Raw genomic sequence first — 14,913 nt, forward strand, 5'->3', positions numbered from 1 at the left:
GTTCTTGCTTTCGCCGTCAAGTGTAATATCAGGGAAACACTTGGGGATGGAGTATTCACGTGAGCGAATTCGAAACTGCAACTGAGGTTATGCTAAGCCAGCCGTCGAGCGCGGATATCGGCGTGGAGTATTTCGACCATATCAAGAAAATCAATGATATATTTTACGATCAGGTCAAGATATCCGATCAAAAGGCTGCCTATATCTTTACGTTCATGCTGGCCTTCCTGGTGAGCTCCAGCGAGGTGAGGGCGGTTTTCAGCCTGGGGCGTTATATCAGCGGCACACCAGGGAGCATGCTGTTTTCCGGCTTGCTTGCCGCAGCTTCGGTCTTTTCCATCCTGTCGGCGATCCTCGTTGTGCTGCCGCGCCGTTTGGATAGCTCGACCTCGCTGTTCTGGGGCGCCTGGCAGAACCATCGAGATCTGTTCTTCGACGCGGCACTGCGGCGCGACGAGAGTTATCTGTTCGACCAATATCTCGAAAACGCCAACATCCTCTCCGCCATCGCTCGCAGCAAATACCGCTGCGTCACTTTTGCGTTTCGCGGTTTGATGGTGAGCGTCATCGCTTACGTCCTGCTATTGGTGGCGATGTGAGGATGGGGTTGTTAACAAAACTCATTTGCGCTGAGCGCACGCCAAGCCAAGAATGCAGGGGCGGTGAGACGGGCGCGCCGAAGCGCGCCCGTCCTCTTCAATCCTCGACCTCAAGAACGAGCTCAAGCTCGATCGGTACGCCGAGCGGCAGGCTGGCGACGCCGAGGACGACGCGCCCGGAGAGTTTTTCCTCGCCGAAGACCTGGAGCAGCATTTCCGACGCTCCGTCCGCGACCTTGGGGTGATCGCGGAAATCGCCTTCGGTGGCGATATAGACGCCGAGCTTGACGATCCTGACGACCCTGTCCAGCGAGCCGAGATAGTCCTTGGCGGCCGCCAGCGCACTCAGTGTCGCCGTCTCGGCCGCCTTCCTGCCGTCCTCTGATGTCAGCGCGCCGCCGACACGGCCGATATAGCGCGGCTGGCGGTTGACAACCGGCAGCATGCCGCTGAAGAAGACCAGGTTGCCGCTCCTGACCGCCTCCACATAGGCCCCCAGGGGTGTTGGTGGCGAGGGAAGCGTGATGCCGAGTTCCTGCAGCCGGCGTTCTGCGCCGGCTGCGTGCGCTTGCGGGTGGTTTACCATTTGCCCAGATGTGCGCCGCCGTCGACGTGCAGCACCTCCCCGGTCACGCGCGGAGCTTCGGTCAGGAAGACAACCGCATCGACGACTTCCGCGACGTTGGAAATGCCAGCCATCGGCGACAGCGTGCTCAGGAAGTCCTTCGGATTGTCCTTGTGCAATGGCGTGTCGACGACCCCGGGAGCCACGGTGTTGACGCGGATTCCCTCGCTTGCATATTCCATCGCCAGGTTCTTGGAGATCGCGTCGATGCCGCCTTTGGTCATCATGGCGACCGAGGCCGAGAAGCCGGCGATCGGATGGTCGATCAGCGGTGTGGTGATGCTGACGATGCTGCCGCCCGATTTCTGGGCCAGCATCTGCCGGACAACCAACTGGGTCAGGTGGATGAAGCCTTCGAGATTGGTCGAGGACAGCTTCCGGAAGTCGGTCATGGTGTAATCGACGAAGGGCTTGCTGAAGAAAATGCCGGCATTGTTGACGAGGGCGTCGATCGAGCCGAACCGGTCGATCGCGGTCCTTGTCACTCGCGCCGCGGTTTCGGCATCGCCGATGTCACCGTCGACGAGCGCCAGTCTGTCCGACGCCTGCAAGGCATCCGAGGCGCTGACCTGACGTGAGGTGGCGACGACATTATAGCCGCGCTCGATGAAGGCGTTGACGAGCCCGGCTCCGATACCCTGGGAGGCGCCCGTGACGATGACAGTCTTTGCGGTAGTCATGTTGAACTCCATAGTCTGGTCGGGCAACGCAGGCCTTACGAAGGCGGGTCGCTCGAGACGGGGCTGCTGCGAATGCGCCTCCATCGGGTTATGATCGTTTTCGCAAGGTGAATATGATGAAAACTCCATTCCCCGATTAGATGGAAATATCTGGATTCTCTTTTGCATCCATGCAAAAATCCTGGCATGGCAGACCTGAACGACATCGCGGTTTTCGTGAAGGTGGCGCAGTATGGCAGCTTCAGCCGCGCGGCCCATTCCCTCGGCATGCCGGTCTCGACCGTCAGCCGGAAGGTGACGTCGCTGGAGGAGCAGCTTGGTGTGACGCTGCTGCAGCGCACGACCCGCAAGCTTAGCCTGACGGCGCAGGGCCGGGCCTATTTCGATCAGTGCAGTGAGCCGCTCGCCCATCTTATCGACGCCGAGCAGGCACTCACGGAAACGCAGAAAAAGCCGGAAGGCCTGCTGAAGATCTCCGTGCCCGTCATTTTCGGGCAGGAGGTCTTCTACGAATTCGTATCGTCCTTCCTGAAGACCTATCCCGATATCCAGGTCGATCTCTTCGTCACCAACCTGTTCCTCGATCTGATCGCCGAGAATATCGATCTCGGCATCCGCTTCGGCGAACTCAAGGATTCCTCAATCATCGCGCAGCGGCTCGGAAAGAGCGTGCGTTATCTGGTCGCCGCGCCGGACTATCTGAAGGGCAGGGCGCCTCCCTCAGAGCCCCAGGACCTGAATGAGCATCAGTGCGTGTTGCTGAACGGCCGCAACGGCGAAGCGGAGTGGCATCTGGTCAGCGGCGGCAAGTCGGTCCGCCAGCAGGTGTCGGGGCCGGTCTCGAGCCGGGATTTCGACGCGGTGAGCGCCTTTACCAATCGCGGCCACGGCATCGGCCTTCTGCCTTCGACCTATTGCGACGATGAGATCAGGAGAGGTGCGCTCATCCGCCTGCTGCCGGACTGGTCGTCCGAGGAGATATTCGTGCATGCCGTCTATCCCACCCGCCGCTTCTTGCCCGCCAGATTGCAGGTCTTCCTCGACGCGCTGAAAGCATGGAAAAGCCCTTTGTGGCTGCCGCTGCATTGAGCCGGCCATCACCGAAAATTGAAACTACCGGCGTGGCCGGGCGTCCTGCGTCGGCCAAGCTGTGCTAAGGTTGCGCGCTTGGATGGCGCGGGGATCTGCCGATGCTGACGACAGTTGCGGTGCTTATGGGTCTTTCCGGCCTCGTCCCGGCAGCGCAGGCGGGGGGAAACGAGGTTGACGTGACCCTGGTCCTTGCCGTCGACACCTCGCGCTCGATGGATTTCGAGGAGATCGGCATCCAGCGCGAGGGTTATGTCGAAGCGCTCAAGCACAAGGAATTCATCGATGCGGTGAAGGGCGGTCTGACCGGCCGCATCGCCATCAGCTATTTCGAATGGGCGGGCTATGTCGTCCAGGATTCGGTGATCGACTGGCAGGTCATCGAGACGGAAGCGGACGCGATCGCTTTTGCCGAAAAGCTCGAAGCCCGGCCGATTGCCACGCAGCGGCGTACATCGATCTCCACCGCGATCGCCCAAGGCGCCAGCATGATCGTTTCCAGTCCGTTTCCGTCCAGACGACAGGTGATCGATGTGTCGGGCGATGGCCCGAACAATTCCGGAAATCCAGTCATATCCGCCCGCGACAAGGCGGTGGAAGCAGGCATGATCATCAATGGCCTTGCCATTATGCTGCGGCCCTCCGATGCGCCGAACGGGCTCGACACATATTATGCGGATTGCGTGATCGGCGGCCCCGGCGCCTTCGTGCTGCCGGTCCGCAACATCGAGGATTTCGCAGTTGCCGTGCGCCGCAAGCTGGTGCTGGAGATCAGCGGGTTTTCCCCGCCGGCAACGGTGCAGAGAATCACCGGCGCCGAGACCGGGGTCGACTGCCTGGTTGGCGAGAAACAGTGGCGGGATTTTTTCGAGCGGTGACGGCGGGCGCGTGCGCCGACGCCGAATGAATGCACGGAGCAGCGTTGGAGGTGTCCTTCGAGGCTACTGGCCTTCCTCCTGCGCACCTCAGGGAGGTGCGCAGGACGAAGGCATGCCTCAACAAGGGCTGTTTGAGTTCGCCGGAAAAGACCGCTGCCTATAGCGGCAGCTCTCGGCCAGACTGTTCACTGACCATGTAGTCGGCGTACCAGTCCGGCCAGCCCTCGTCGTGCTTGCCGCCGTTTCGCTTTTCGTGTTCGCCGTGGGCGGTCGCCGCGCGGCGCAGCGCTGATGCAAGGTCGCTCGAGGTCGCAAAGGCTGTCTCGTCGGCGTCGATGCGTCCCGCCAATCGCGTAGTGACCTCCTGGAATAGCCAGCCATTGCCATCGGGATCCTTGAACGAGGCGAAGGAGCGATAGCTGCGGTTTTCGGGATCTCGGCCGGCGATGCGCAGCCGTCCGAAGAGATAGGGCTCGTCCTTGCCGGCATAGACGCCGGCAGCGTCGTGGAACACGTCGCTGACCTCGACGCCGCGAGCGATAAGATCGCGGCGGGCGGCCTCGATGTCGGAGACGATAAGGTAGAGCCCCTGGGCGGAGCCAGGTGGCGCGGCGGTGACGTTCTTGCCGAAGATGATCGCGCAGCCGGAGCCGGGCGGGGTAAACTGGAGCACCCGGAAATCGGCATCATTGGCGAAGTCGGCGTCGAGCCGCCAGCCCAGGCTGTCGTAGAAACGTTTGGCGCGATCGACGTCGGAAACGGGGATGACGACCACCTCGAGCTTGGTGTCGACGGGCCGTGTTCGCGAATTTTCGATAGGGGTTTCACTGCGCATTGCATTGCTCATCTTCAGCTCCTTAAGGTTTGGGACGCATTAAGAATGGCGATACATGTCGGGGGTGAGTGGATCACAGCGCGGCGAGGGCGTCGAATCAATTATTCTGTCGGAATTGACCTGATGAAGACGGCGGGATCGGTCCCGCCGCCTCGGTTCGGGGGGGAACCGCCTTACGCGGCAAGAGCGGCGCGTGTCTTCCCGATTGTGAGCGCGGCCTTTGCGGCCTCCCGCCCTTTCTCGACGAAATGCGCGCGGTAGATCTGCTTATGGTGCTCGGTTTCCTGATACTGATGCGGCGTCAGCGAAATCGAAAGCACCGGCACGCCGGTATCCATGCCGGCGCGCATCAGCCCGTCGACCACCGCCTGAGCGACGAATTCGTGGCGGTAAATTCCGCCGTCGACGACGAAAGCGGCGGCAATGACGGCGCCATAACGTCCGCTTGCGGCCAGATCGCGGGAAAGCAGCGGCATCTCGAATGCGCCGGGAACATCGAACACATCGACCTGCTCGGGCGGCACGAGCTGATAGAAGCCGTCAAGGGCGCGGTCGACGATGTCGGCGTGCCAGCTGGCTTTGATAAAGGCGTAGCGGGTGGGTGTCATGGTAATCTCCTTTGGCGAACAGACACATCACCCAAGGCGATCACGAACGTGCCCGACAGCCGCAAAGGCTGGGAACGTGCGTTCTCTTTCATCCGGACTATGACCGTCGGCTCAGGCATCTCACCTGATCTGCTGACCCTTCCGAGGAAGGCGCTCGCGGGCTCGCAATCGAAACTGCATACCGCCGGTAGGGACTTTCACCCCGCCCTGAGAACGGCCGGGACAATAGGGGGAAGACGAAGGGCTGGCAATAGGGCGAAATGCTTGCATCGCGGAGGCGGGGATGGGGTGAGGCGATCGCCACCTTGCTGGCTGCACCCCCCAGAGAGCCTTTTCCTGAGGTGCGCCGCAGAGGCCCCGAAGGACGCGGCGGGTGCGCGGATGCTAGATGAAGGCAGGGAGCAGCGTTGCGGCGAGTGCTTCGAGGCTCCGCCCCACGGGCTACGCGCCTCAGCATGAGGGACGTTGGAGGATGCCGCGCCGGTGCCGGGCGACGGGGGCGGCGTGGCCCGACCACCCTTGCTGATCGGGTACTTCCGCCTACATGCTCACGCGAGGACACCCACGTCAAAACAGCATGACCCGCTGATCCCGCCCGCGGCGAGGCAGGCCATGACAACTATCGGAGAGCGTGATGCCAGAATCTTTCGTCGTTCACCGCGAGGCGCATATTGCGGCGCCGCCGGCCGCAGTGTTTGCGCTGATGACCGACCCGCAGAAGATCCTGCGCTGGATGGGGACGGAGGCAGAGGTCGAGCCGCAGCCGGGCGGGCTCTATCTTGTCAACGTCACCGGTGCCCGCTTTGCGCGCGGCTCGTTTCGCGAGGTGGTGCCGGTTCATCGCCTTGCCTACAGCTTCGGCTGGGACGGCAGCGAGGTGGTGCCGCCGGGGTCGAGCCTCGTCGAGATCGACCTGATCGAGCAGGGGGGCGGAACACTGCTGCGACTGACGCATAGCGGCCTACCGAGCGCCGATCAATGCGCCGGGCATGCGGAAGGCTGGGCGCATTACCTTGGGCGGCTGACCGAGGTCGCCGCCGGGCGTGACCCGGGTCCCGACGCATTTTACGGCAGGACATGAACGGTTTTTGCGGGCCGGTGGATGGCCCTGAAGCGCCTGCCCTTGCGGGAAAACCAGCTGGCCGGCGCTGCGATGAGCTGTCCGAAATCGCTTCTTTTTCTCCCGCAAACATGAACGTGAAGTTCATCTCCAGTTCAATTTGGCGGCCCTAGGGTGGGAACGGCTGGATGAATTGGAGTTTTCGATGAAGGCACTTTCTATCGCGGCTGCCTTGCTCGCTGGCAGCCTCTCGGTCGGCACAGCTGAGGCGATGCCGATGGGGACAATCAATGTCCAGAGCAATGTCACAAGCGATGTCACGAAGGTCGACTATGCGTGCGGCCGCGGCTGGCATCTGACCCGCTGGGGCGAATGCCGGCCAAACTGGCGACGCCCGCCGCCGGTGGCCTTTTACGGCGGTCCGCCCCGCTGGGGCTGGGAGCGGCGTCACCGGGATTGGGATGGTCCGCGCTGGCGCGATGATTGGCGCGGCGATCACCACCGCCGTTGGCGGGATGACGACTGAAGCCTTCCCAGGGGCAAATTGACGAAGGCCGGTGCGATATTTCGCCCGGCCTTTTCTCTTGAATGTTACGACTGTGATCAGGTCAGATTTTGCTGACCAGCCAGTACTTGCCCTCGATCAGTTCTTCGAGTTCGATCGGATCCTTGACGCCGAATTCATACCATTCGACAAGTTCCTTCGCCTTGCGGCTGCTCTCCTGTGCTGTCAGCTCGACCTGATGCCTGTCGCACCACCGCCGAAGGATCGACGTCAGCAGCGTCATGTCATTCCCATCCAGCGGATCTTTCGGCCAGAAAATCGTGCCCATCGTACCCCTCAATCACACGATGACGAACCGCCGCATAATGGAAGCAAAACGGCGCAAGTTTAAAGCGTTATTTTTTGCTTTTCGCCGTGATGGAAGAATCTCGACAGGAATTGTCTGCGTGGAATGGCTGAAGGGGTCGATGGGGCTTCAGAAGGCATCCTTGCGGACGTCCCGGGGCGATGTCATGTTGAAGCATGGATCTGCCATCTCCCCTTGCCTGGTTGGTTGATGAGGCCGGTGCCTCGCCTGGTCCCGAACGGTTTCTGGCCGAGCTCGGGCGCCGGCTTTTGGCTGACGGCCTGCCGCTTTCGGGCGGCGCGCTGACGCTTTCCGTGCCGCACCCAATCATCGCTCGGCGCACCTGGCTGTGGCGGGCCGAGACCGGGGCCGTCATTGAGGCGCTGGCCTTTGCTGCAGCTCCGCAGAGTGAGGCCGGGCGCGACTGGCTGGGTGGGCTCGGGCCGGTGTGGGAGAGCCGGATCGGGCCTGCACAGGATAATCAGGCATCGGACGGGCCGCTGCTTGGCTGGGCGGGAGTTGCCAACGGGGCAGGGGGCGGCGCATTCGGTGCGGCCGAGGCCAGTCTGCTGCGCGAAGTCGCGCGTTTTGCCGCAGCGCCGCTCGCCGCTTTGGCGGCGCGGGAGGCGCGGGCCGCGCTGCTCGAAGCCTATCTCGGCCGGCGCAGTGCTGCCCGGGTGCAGGCCGGCGCGCTTGCTCGCGGCACCGGTGAGACCATCCGCGCTGCCCTTCTCTGTGCCGATCTGCGTGATTTCACCGCGCTTTCGGAAGTGACGGAGCCGCAGGCGATGATTGCCGCGCTCGACGCTTATTTTGATCGCGTCGCCGGCGCAGTGCACGCCTTCGGCGGCGAGGTGCTGAAATTCATAGGCGACGGCGTGCTGGCGATCTTTCCGGTCACCGCGACGTCGGGCGAAGCAGACATCGCCCGGGGGGATCGCGAGGCCTGCGAGGCCGCCCTGCGGGCGGTCGCCGCCAGCCGTGCCGGCATGAGCCATCTCGACCAGGTGCGCCAGGCCCAGGGGCTGGCGCCGTTGCCGTTCGGCGCGGCGCTGCATTTCGGCGAGATTCTATGGGGCAATATCGGTGCGGCCGACCGGCTGGACTTTACTGCCATCGGCCCCGCGGTCAATCTGGTCAGCCGCCTGGAAGGGCTCTGCAAGCCGCTCGGAAGAAACGTGCTGATTTCGGGAGCGGTGGCGGCGAATACGACGACGGCCTTGATGCCGCTCGGAGAGCATAGCTTGCGCGGCATTACCGACCCTTGCGCAGTCTTCACCCTGGCAGAAGCTTAAGTCACGGACAGGGCGCTTGCAGTTATGCAAAGAAAATTTTGCAAAGATATCTTTGCAATGGTAAGCTTCTGGCATGAAGAACCCCCATCGCCAGACCGTCGCCCATTCAAAGCCGCCGCGCACCGTCAGCCGGGTCGTACCTGATCCCGTCGCGTTGAAGGCGCTGGCGCATCCCGTCCGGTTGCGCATGCTCGGCATGCTCAGGGTCGATGGACCCGCCACGGCGACGCAGCTGGCGGTGCAACTGGGATTGAACAGCGGTGCGACCAGTTATCATCTGCGCCAGCTTGCCCAATACGGCTTCATCGAGGAAGCGCCGCATGCTTCACGGCGCGACCGCTGGTGGCGGGCCAGTCACGAGCTCACCTCGGTGCCGGCAAGCGAGGCCGAGGGTGAAGCGCTGGATCTCGATCACGCCTTCAACCAGGCGGTCCTCTCCTTGCAGGTCGGCCAGATGCAGCAGGCGCTGGAGGAATATGCCGAACTGCCGGGGGAATGGCGCAAGGCGAGTGCTGCCAACGACATGATCATCCCGATGACGGCAAAACAGGCCGAGGCGCTGACCAAGCAGCTGACCGACATCATCCTCGAAGCGATGCGGGTAGCTCCGCCCTTGGGTGAGCCGGCACCCGGGAATATGGTTCCCTTCTCCATCATGCTGCATGCCTTTCCCTATCCGGGCCGGCTTCCGCATCGCGAAAAGGATGGCGAACCGTGAGAAGGGGCGGGCCTTTCCTAGCGCTTGCCGCAGCCGAGACGCTTTCGCTTTCCGGCACGCGGCTATCGACCATTGCTATTCCCTGGCTGGTGCTGAGCACGACGGGTAGCCCTTTCCTGACCGGGCTGACGGCGATGATGGAGATGCTGCCCTATGTCGTCGCCAAGGCGCTCGGCGGGCCGCTGATCGACCGCGTCGGCGCCAAGCGCATCGCCATCGTCTGCGATACCGCTTCGGTGGCCGCGGTGGGACTGGTGCCGCTGCTCGATTTTTTCAGCCTGCTCGGCATGCCGGTGCTTCTGCCCGTGGTCTTTGCCATGGGCGTGCTGCGTGGGCCTTCCGACGCCGCCAAGCAGGCAATGGTTCCCGACATCGCCGCGCTCGCGAATGTGCCGCTCGAACGGGTGACCGGCGTCGCCAGTGCGATCGAGCGGCTGGCCTCGACGGCGGGGGCGGCCGGCGCGGGCGCGTTGATCGGGCTGATCGGCCCGGGCCAGGCGCTCCTCGTCAATGCCGCCACCTTTGCCGCCGCCGCGCTGATCGTCGCAGTCGGCATCCCCGGGATGCGGCGCGCGCCCGAGCTATCCGGCGCACCCGACGTCCGACCGGCAGAAAGGGCTTCCTATCTCGACGATCTCCGCGAAGGCTGGCGCTTTTTGCGTGGCGATGCGGTGCTCGTCAGCATCGTCGCCATGGTGGCGATCACCAATCTGCTGGACCAAGCCTATCATGCGGTGCTGCTGCCTGTCTGGACACGCGATTCCGGCCATGGTCCGGAACTGCTGGGGGCGATGTTTGCGGCCTTCACCGGCGCTTCGATCGCCGGCGCGGCGATTGCCGCGGCGATCGGCGAACGGATGCCGCGCCTGATGGTCTATACCGTGGCGTTCCTCTTGACCGGATTTCCGCGCTTTTTCATCCTTGCGCTGGATGCGCCGCTCATCCTCATCTTCGTCACCTTGGCAATCGCCGGATTTGCCTCGGGATTCCTCAACCCGATCCTGTCGGCGGTGGTTTTCGAGCGCATCCCCAAGCCGCTGATCGGCCGCGTGACCGCGATGAATGCCGCCCTCTGTTTTGCGCTCATTCCCTTCGGCGGCCTCGTCGGCGGCGCGCTGATCAGCACGATCGGCCTTGCCGCGGCACTATTGCTCACCGGGCTTGCCTATCTCGCCGCAACTCTCTTTCCCCTTGCGCTGAAAAGTTTCCGTGGCTTCGACAAGGCTATTACCGATGCCGGTGCTTCCGTATCAAGGCGATGAGCGCGGTCTCTCGTGCCCCAACGCCTCGACCATCAGATCGACAAAACGATGGATGCGCGGTTCCAGCAGGTGCTTGTCGGGATAGAGCATGACGATCTTGGCGTCATCGGTTTCGAGGTCGGGGAGGACCTGCCGGAGACGGCCAGCGGCGAGATCGTCGGCGACGAGGAAATCGGGCAGGAGAGCGATACCCAGCCCCGCCAAGGCGGCGTCGCGGACCGCCTCTGCGCTGTCGAGCCTCAGGCGGCTGCGCCCCCGCGCCTTGATCCACGAGCCGCCTTTGCCGCGAAAACGCCAGCCTTGTCTTTGATTGCGGCTGGCGAAAATCAGGCAGTCATGGGCTGCGAGATCGTCGATATCGCGCGGCTCGCCGCGTTCGGCAAGATAGGACGACGAGGCGCAGAGCCGCGTCCTGTAGGTGGCGATCACGCGCGAGACCAGCCGGGAGTCCGATGCCGTCGCGCCGATCCGGATCGCCAGATCGAAGCCTTCCTCGACGATGTCGGCAAGACGATCGGTTTGGCTCATCTCCACCTGGATGTCGGGCCAGGCCCGAAGATATTCTTCCAACAGGGGCAGCACGACGCGCCGTCCGAAGGCATCAGGCACGGTGAGCCTGAGAACGCCGCGCGGCGTACCGCTCTTGCCTGCCACGCTCGCTTCTGCCTCGTCTACCGATGCGAGGATTTGCAAGCCACGGTCGTAAAACACTCGCCCTTCGTCGGTCAGGTTCAATGTTCTCGTCGTGCGGTTGAGCAGACGTGCGCCGAGCCGGTCCTCCAGGCGGATGACGGCCTTTCCCGCCGCCGAACGGGACAGGCCCAAGGCCTCGCCGCCGGCGATAAAGCTTCCGGCATCGACGACGGCCATGAAGATCAGGATATCGTTCAGGTTCGTACGCGGCATCAGGCAACTCGAGCGGTTCGCTACAGCCATAAGTCGGTCAGTCAGCGACCGATTCAAGGCTCGGACCATCAACGTCCATCGCGGCTGTAAGGTCCCGACGCTCCGCTTCTATGTCGGTGTGCGTTCGGTCCGATATTTCGAGATGGAGCTGACGCTGGGGTTAAGCCCGCGGCGGAGTTCGGCCGATTGGGACGCGGGAAGCCTGGCTACAGCATATCGCCGAGACTCCAATGGTTGTTCCATCGGGCGTCGATCTCGTCGTCGACATTTTGATATCTGATGTCGGTGGAGAGGCGCAGCCGTCGGCTGCTGTCCTGGTTGGTGGTCGAGGCGTGGATCATATAGGGCGAGTGGAGCACAACGTCACCAGCCTCATAATCGGCAGCGAGCCAGCGGGTGTCGAAGCGCTCCGCCATATCAGGGAGATCCTTCGACACCCAGCCGCCTTCCGTCATGTGGCTGTTATAGGCACTGATCCGCTCTTGCGGAGAAAGATCGCCGCTTGCGGCCTGGAACTCGGCCTCCATCTTGACGCCAAGCGCATGCGAGCCTTCGAGGTAGACCAGGCCGCCCATCTCGGTGGGAATGTCGCCGATCGGGATCCAGGCCGTCACCAGGCGGCGGGTGCCGCCGCGGAGGTAGACGAGATCGTAGTGAGCGGGTGTGGCCGTCGCCGATCCCGGCTGGGTGAAACGCATGATCTTGCGCTTGTGCAGATAGGAAATGCCCTGCAGGAAATCATCCATGAAGCGGATGAGCGGCGGTTGCGTGCAGAAGCCTTCATAGGCGGCGGAGCGGACGAGCGACATCAGGCGCCGGTCCGCCAGGCTCCAGTCGCAGCCGGTGGCCGATGCGAGCCCCAGCGTAAAATCGCTGCCGGGCTCGACCAGTCCTGTCGCAGCGAGGCGTTCGAAGACCCAGCCACGGAAGTCGATGATATCGGCCCGCGGCAGAAGACCTTTCAGCCAGACATAGCCATCGTCCTGGTAGCGGCGGCGGATGGCGTCGACGCCGATGGCCGGATCGGTCGGCGTGAGCCAGCCCATCCGCTCCGCAGCCAAGGTCTTGCCGTGGGCGGTAAGGGGAAAATCCGGCGTTCGGGTCTGCGCGGCTCTGGCGGCAATCGACATTTCAGCCTTCCTCAGCTTAAGTTGATTTGCCACCAATTAGCTGATCTACAGGGATAATCGACATAGAGAAAATTGGCAGCTGGACTTTTCGCTCATCATGAGAGACGCCGAGGCCATCTATAGAACGCCGCTCGGCGCGGCCGGCGGCCTGGCGGTCATCGGAAGCGGCAGGCAGCACGCCCGCCATGCGGTGAGCGACCGCAAACTTCCGAGTTTCGCCGTCGTGCTGGTGGAGCGCGGGCCAGGCTGGCTGGAAACCGCAGCCAGCGGCCGGCTGAGGCTGACCGGGCCTGCTCTGTTCTGGCTGTTTCCCAACCGCACGCATTCTTACGCTCCCGACGAAGGCGGCTGGGACGAGCGTTGGGCGCTTTTCGAGGGATCCTTCACGCGAGACTTCGTCAGGCTGAGGATGATTGCCGAGCGGCACCCCGTCGTCGCCTTGCATCATCTCGATGAGCTGACGCGGCTCTTCGGCAAGCTTCATGCCGATCTGCTTGACGATACCAACCTTGGGCAGGCGTCGGCGGCATTGATGCTGCATCACATCGTCATCGCAGCCGCCAGACAGGCGAGCGGAGGGGCCAATCGACACCAGGGAAGGCCTGATATGGCCGATATCGTCGAAACGCTACGGCAGCGGGCGATGCAACCGCTCGATCTCGCTGCCTTCGCCGCCGAGCACGGCATGTCGCTGGCGACGCTGCGCAGGCGGTTCACGCTTGAAACCGGACTGCCTCCCAAAGCATTCCAGCTTCGGGTGCGCATGGACCATGCCAAACAGTTGTTGGCAACCACCGACCAAAAGATCGAAACGGTGGCCGCCATGGTCGGCCTGGACGACCCATTTTATTTTTCACGGGTCTTCCACAAGCGCGAGGGCTGCAGTCCTCGCGAATTCCGCGCTAGATATAGGCGGGTGTGAGCGCCCGGCAGCATTGGTCGGAGCGTCAGCGCCAGCCAAGCGCCGGGGCGACGTGAGTCAGGATCGCCTCGATGACATGGGCGTTGTAGGCAACGCCGAGCTGGTTGGGGACGGTGAGCAGAAGTGTGTCGGCCTCGGCGATCGCCTGATCCTCGGCGAGCTGCTTAACCAGGGCATCGGGTTCGGCGGCATAGCTTCGGCCGAAGATCGCCCGGGTCTTCTCGTCGAGGAAACCGATCTTGTCGTCCTCGTCATTGCCGTAGCCGAAATAGGCGCGATCGCGGTCGTCGACGAGTGCGAAGATGCTGCGGCTGACCGAGACGCGCGGCTGGCGCGTGTGGCCGGCTGCCTTCCAGGCCTCGCGGTAGGCGCGGATCTGGTCGGCCTGCTGGACGTGGAACGGCTCTCCCGTCTCGTCGTCCTTCAGCGTCGAGCTCTGCAGGTTCATGCCGAGCTTGGCCGCCCAGACGGCGGTAGCGTTGGAGCTTGCGCCCCACCAGATCCGCTCGCGCAGCCCCTCCGAATGCGGCTCGAGGCGCAGGAGGCCTGGCGGATTCGGAAACATCGGCCGCGGGTTGGGCTTGGCAAAACCTTCGCCGCGCAACACTTCGAGGAATACTTCGGCGTGATGGCGGGCCATGTCAGCCTCGCTCTGGCCTTCGGGCGGGGCATAGCCGAAATGGCGCCAGCCATCGATCACCTGCTCGGGTGAGCCGCGGCTGATGCCAAGCTGCAGCCGGCCGCCGGCGATGAGGTCGGCGGCACTGGCATCCTCGGCCATATAAAGCGGGTTCTCGTAGCGCATGTCGATGACCGCGGTGCCGATCTCGATCCGGCTGGTTTTTGCGCCGACGGCTGATAGTAGCGGGAAGGGTGCGGCCAGCTGGCGGGCGAAATGATGCACCCGAAAATACGCCCCGTCGGCACCGAGCTCCTCGGCCGCGACGGCAAGGTCGATCGACTGGAGCAGCGCATCGCCGGCCGAGCGCGTCTGCGATTGCGGCGAGGGCGTCCAGTGCCCGAACGAGAGGAAACCGATCTTCTTCATGCCGATGCCGCACCTTGAACCGTTGTGTAGGGGTCGATCGGTCATCGCACAGTTCCGGCCCGGAAGACAATCGGAACTGGTCGGGTGGGGCGCATGGGTGTTGTCGGAACCGGTCTTTCGGCGGGAGGGCCGCCAAACGCCGGTTGCCGCAAACTCTCTGCCGTCCTGAGGCACACCGATCAGTTCTCGTCCTTCGAGGCCCTCACGGGGCACCTCAAGATGAGATCGGAGAGAGCCAACAGCCGCGCCCGCCGATCTCCTCAAGCGGAAGGAGAACCAATCGCGGTAAATGCCGGATATGGAGTCGGTTTTCGCGATGGCGGCGGGGTTTGCGTTTGTTATGATGCCGCGGACGGCGAAGGTGCGTGAGCCTCGGTGCCAACCCTTGCGCGCCTTCTCGGCCTTGA

The 14,913-nt window shown here is 63.2% G+C and carries 17 protein-coding genes and 1 riboswitch; of the genes, 9 read left to right on the forward strand and 8 right to left on the reverse strand.

The annotated features are described in order from the left end of the window. Positions 1–59: 59 nt before the first annotated feature. A complete protein-coding gene (locus tag HJB84_RS20480; protein ID WP_221116728.1) occupies positions 60–599 on the forward strand; it encodes a Pycsar system effector family protein in 540 nt (179 codons plus the stop codon). A 97-nt stretch (positions 600–696) separates the two neighbouring features. Here the strand turns inward: HJB84_RS20480 and HJB84_RS20485 are convergent, their stop codons facing one another. Together HJB84_RS20485 and HJB84_RS20490 are read right to left on the reverse strand one after the other, a co-directional pair. Beyond that, on the reverse strand, positions 697–1,185 hold the full coding sequence (locus HJB84_RS20485) for a RidA family protein (protein WP_221116729.1): 489 nt from the start codon (positions 1,183–1,185) through the stop codon (positions 697–699). Next, a complete protein-coding gene (locus tag HJB84_RS20490) occupies positions 1,179–1,904 on the reverse strand; it encodes an SDR family NAD(P)-dependent oxidoreductase (RefSeq protein WP_207581001.1) in 726 nt (241 codons plus the stop codon). Before HJB84_RS20490 ends, HJB84_RS20485 begins: the two co-directional genes overlap by 7 nt. A gap of 186 nt (positions 1,905–2,090) precedes the next feature. Between HJB84_RS20490 and HJB84_RS20495 the strand changes: the two genes are divergently transcribed. Together HJB84_RS20495 and HJB84_RS20500 are read left to right on the forward strand one after the other, a co-directional pair. Then, positions 2,091–2,993, forward strand: a complete 903-nt coding sequence (locus tag HJB84_RS20495) for a LysR family transcriptional regulator (protein WP_221116730.1) — start codon at positions 2,091–2,093, stop codon at positions 2,991–2,993. A gap of 101 nt (positions 2,994–3,094) precedes the next feature. Beyond that, positions 3,095–3,871: a DUF1194 domain-containing protein gene (locus tag HJB84_RS20500; protein WP_207580999.1), complete on the forward strand. Its 777-nt coding sequence runs from the start codon at positions 3,095–3,097 to the stop codon at positions 3,869–3,871. Positions 3,872–4,028: 157 nt separating this feature from the next. Here the strand turns inward: HJB84_RS20500 and HJB84_RS20505 are convergent, their stop codons facing one another. Then, positions 4,029–4,718, reverse strand: a complete 690-nt coding sequence (locus tag HJB84_RS20505; RefSeq protein WP_207580998.1) for a VOC family protein — start codon at positions 4,716–4,718, stop codon at positions 4,029–4,031. A 161-nt stretch (positions 4,719–4,879) separates the two neighbouring features. After that, the gene (locus HJB84_RS20510; protein WP_221116731.1) at positions 4,880–5,314 is read right to left on the reverse strand and encodes a 6,7-dimethyl-8-ribityllumazine synthase; all 435 of its coding nucleotides are present in this window, start codon (positions 5,312–5,314) and stop codon (positions 4,880–4,882) included. A gap of 76 nt (positions 5,315–5,390) precedes the next feature. After that, positions 5,391–5,533, reverse strand: a riboswitch (FMN riboswitch). Positions 5,534–5,948: 415 nt separating this feature from the next. On the opposite strand from HJB84_RS20510, the gene HJB84_RS20515 reads away from it, so the two are divergent. Together HJB84_RS20515 and HJB84_RS20520 are read left to right on the forward strand one after the other, a co-directional pair. Beyond that, positions 5,949–6,395, forward strand: coding sequence for an SRPBCC domain-containing protein (locus HJB84_RS20515; protein WP_207580997.1), 447 nt, complete (start codon positions 5,949–5,951; stop codon positions 6,393–6,395). Between the two features lie 184 nt (positions 6,396–6,579). After that, the gene (locus HJB84_RS20520) at positions 6,580–6,900 is read left to right on the forward strand and encodes a GCG_CRPN prefix-to-repeats domain-containing protein (RefSeq protein ID WP_207580996.1); all 321 of its coding nucleotides are present in this window, start codon (positions 6,580–6,582) and stop codon (positions 6,898–6,900) included. Positions 6,901–6,982: 82 nt separating this feature from the next. Here HJB84_RS20520 and HJB84_RS20525 read toward each other — a convergent pair whose 3' ends face one another. Further along, positions 6,983–7,207 carry a hypothetical protein gene (locus HJB84_RS20525; RefSeq protein WP_207580995.1) on the reverse strand — a complete coding sequence of 75 codons (225 nt, stop codon included), beginning with the start codon at positions 7,205–7,207 and terminating at the stop codon, positions 6,983–6,985. A 194-nt stretch (positions 7,208–7,401) separates the two neighbouring features. On the opposite strand from HJB84_RS20525, the gene HJB84_RS20530 reads away from it, so the two are divergent. From HJB84_RS20530 to HJB84_RS20540, 3 genes are all read left to right on the forward strand, one after another. Next, on the forward strand, positions 7,402–8,520 hold the full coding sequence (locus tag HJB84_RS20530; protein ID WP_207580994.1) for an adenylate/guanylate cyclase domain-containing protein: 1,119 nt from the start codon (positions 7,402–7,404) through the stop codon (positions 8,518–8,520). A 73-nt stretch (positions 8,521–8,593) separates the two neighbouring features. Further along, positions 8,594–9,238 (forward strand): helix-turn-helix transcriptional regulator, encoded by a 645-nt coding sequence (locus HJB84_RS20535; protein WP_221116732.1) that lies wholly within the window; start codon positions 8,594–8,596, stop codon positions 9,236–9,238. After that, positions 9,235–10,500, forward strand: coding sequence for an MFS transporter (locus HJB84_RS20540; protein WP_221116733.1), 1,266 nt, complete (start codon positions 9,235–9,237; stop codon positions 10,498–10,500). The genes HJB84_RS20535 and HJB84_RS20540 overlap by 4 nt, the downstream gene beginning before the upstream one ends. On the opposite strand, the gene HJB84_RS20545 is transcribed toward HJB84_RS20540, so the two are convergent. Both HJB84_RS20545 and HJB84_RS20550 read right to left on the reverse strand, forming a co-directional pair. Beyond that, positions 10,489–11,406, reverse strand: coding sequence for a LysR family transcriptional regulator (locus tag HJB84_RS20545; protein ID WP_221116734.1), 918 nt, complete (start codon positions 11,404–11,406; stop codon positions 10,489–10,491). The two genes, HJB84_RS20540 and HJB84_RS20545, sit on opposite strands and share 12 nt — an antisense overlap. Positions 11,407–11,612: 206 nt before the next feature. Then, on the reverse strand, positions 11,613–12,536 hold the full coding sequence (locus HJB84_RS20550) for a phytanoyl-CoA dioxygenase family protein (RefSeq protein ID WP_221116735.1): 924 nt from the start codon (positions 12,534–12,536) through the stop codon (positions 11,613–11,615). A 97-nt stretch (positions 12,537–12,633) separates the two neighbouring features. On the opposite strand from HJB84_RS20550, the gene HJB84_RS20555 reads away from it, so the two are divergent. Beyond that, complete coding sequence (locus HJB84_RS20555; protein ID WP_221116736.1) at positions 12,634–13,458, forward strand: AraC family transcriptional regulator; 825 nt, start codon at positions 12,634–12,636, stop codon at positions 13,456–13,458. 25 nt (positions 13,459–13,483) lie between these two features. Here the strand turns inward: HJB84_RS20555 and HJB84_RS20560 are convergent, their stop codons facing one another. Continuing rightward, on the reverse strand, positions 13,484–14,506 hold the full coding sequence (locus tag HJB84_RS20560; RefSeq protein WP_207584339.1) for an LLM class flavin-dependent oxidoreductase: 1,023 nt from the start codon (positions 14,504–14,506) through the stop codon (positions 13,484–13,486). Positions 14,507–14,913: the final 407 nt, after the last annotated feature.

This window comes from Rhizobium sp. NZLR1b (assembly GCF_019685155.1).
Taxonomy (GTDB): domain Bacteria; phylum Pseudomonadota; class Alphaproteobacteria; order Rhizobiales; family Rhizobiaceae; genus Rhizobium.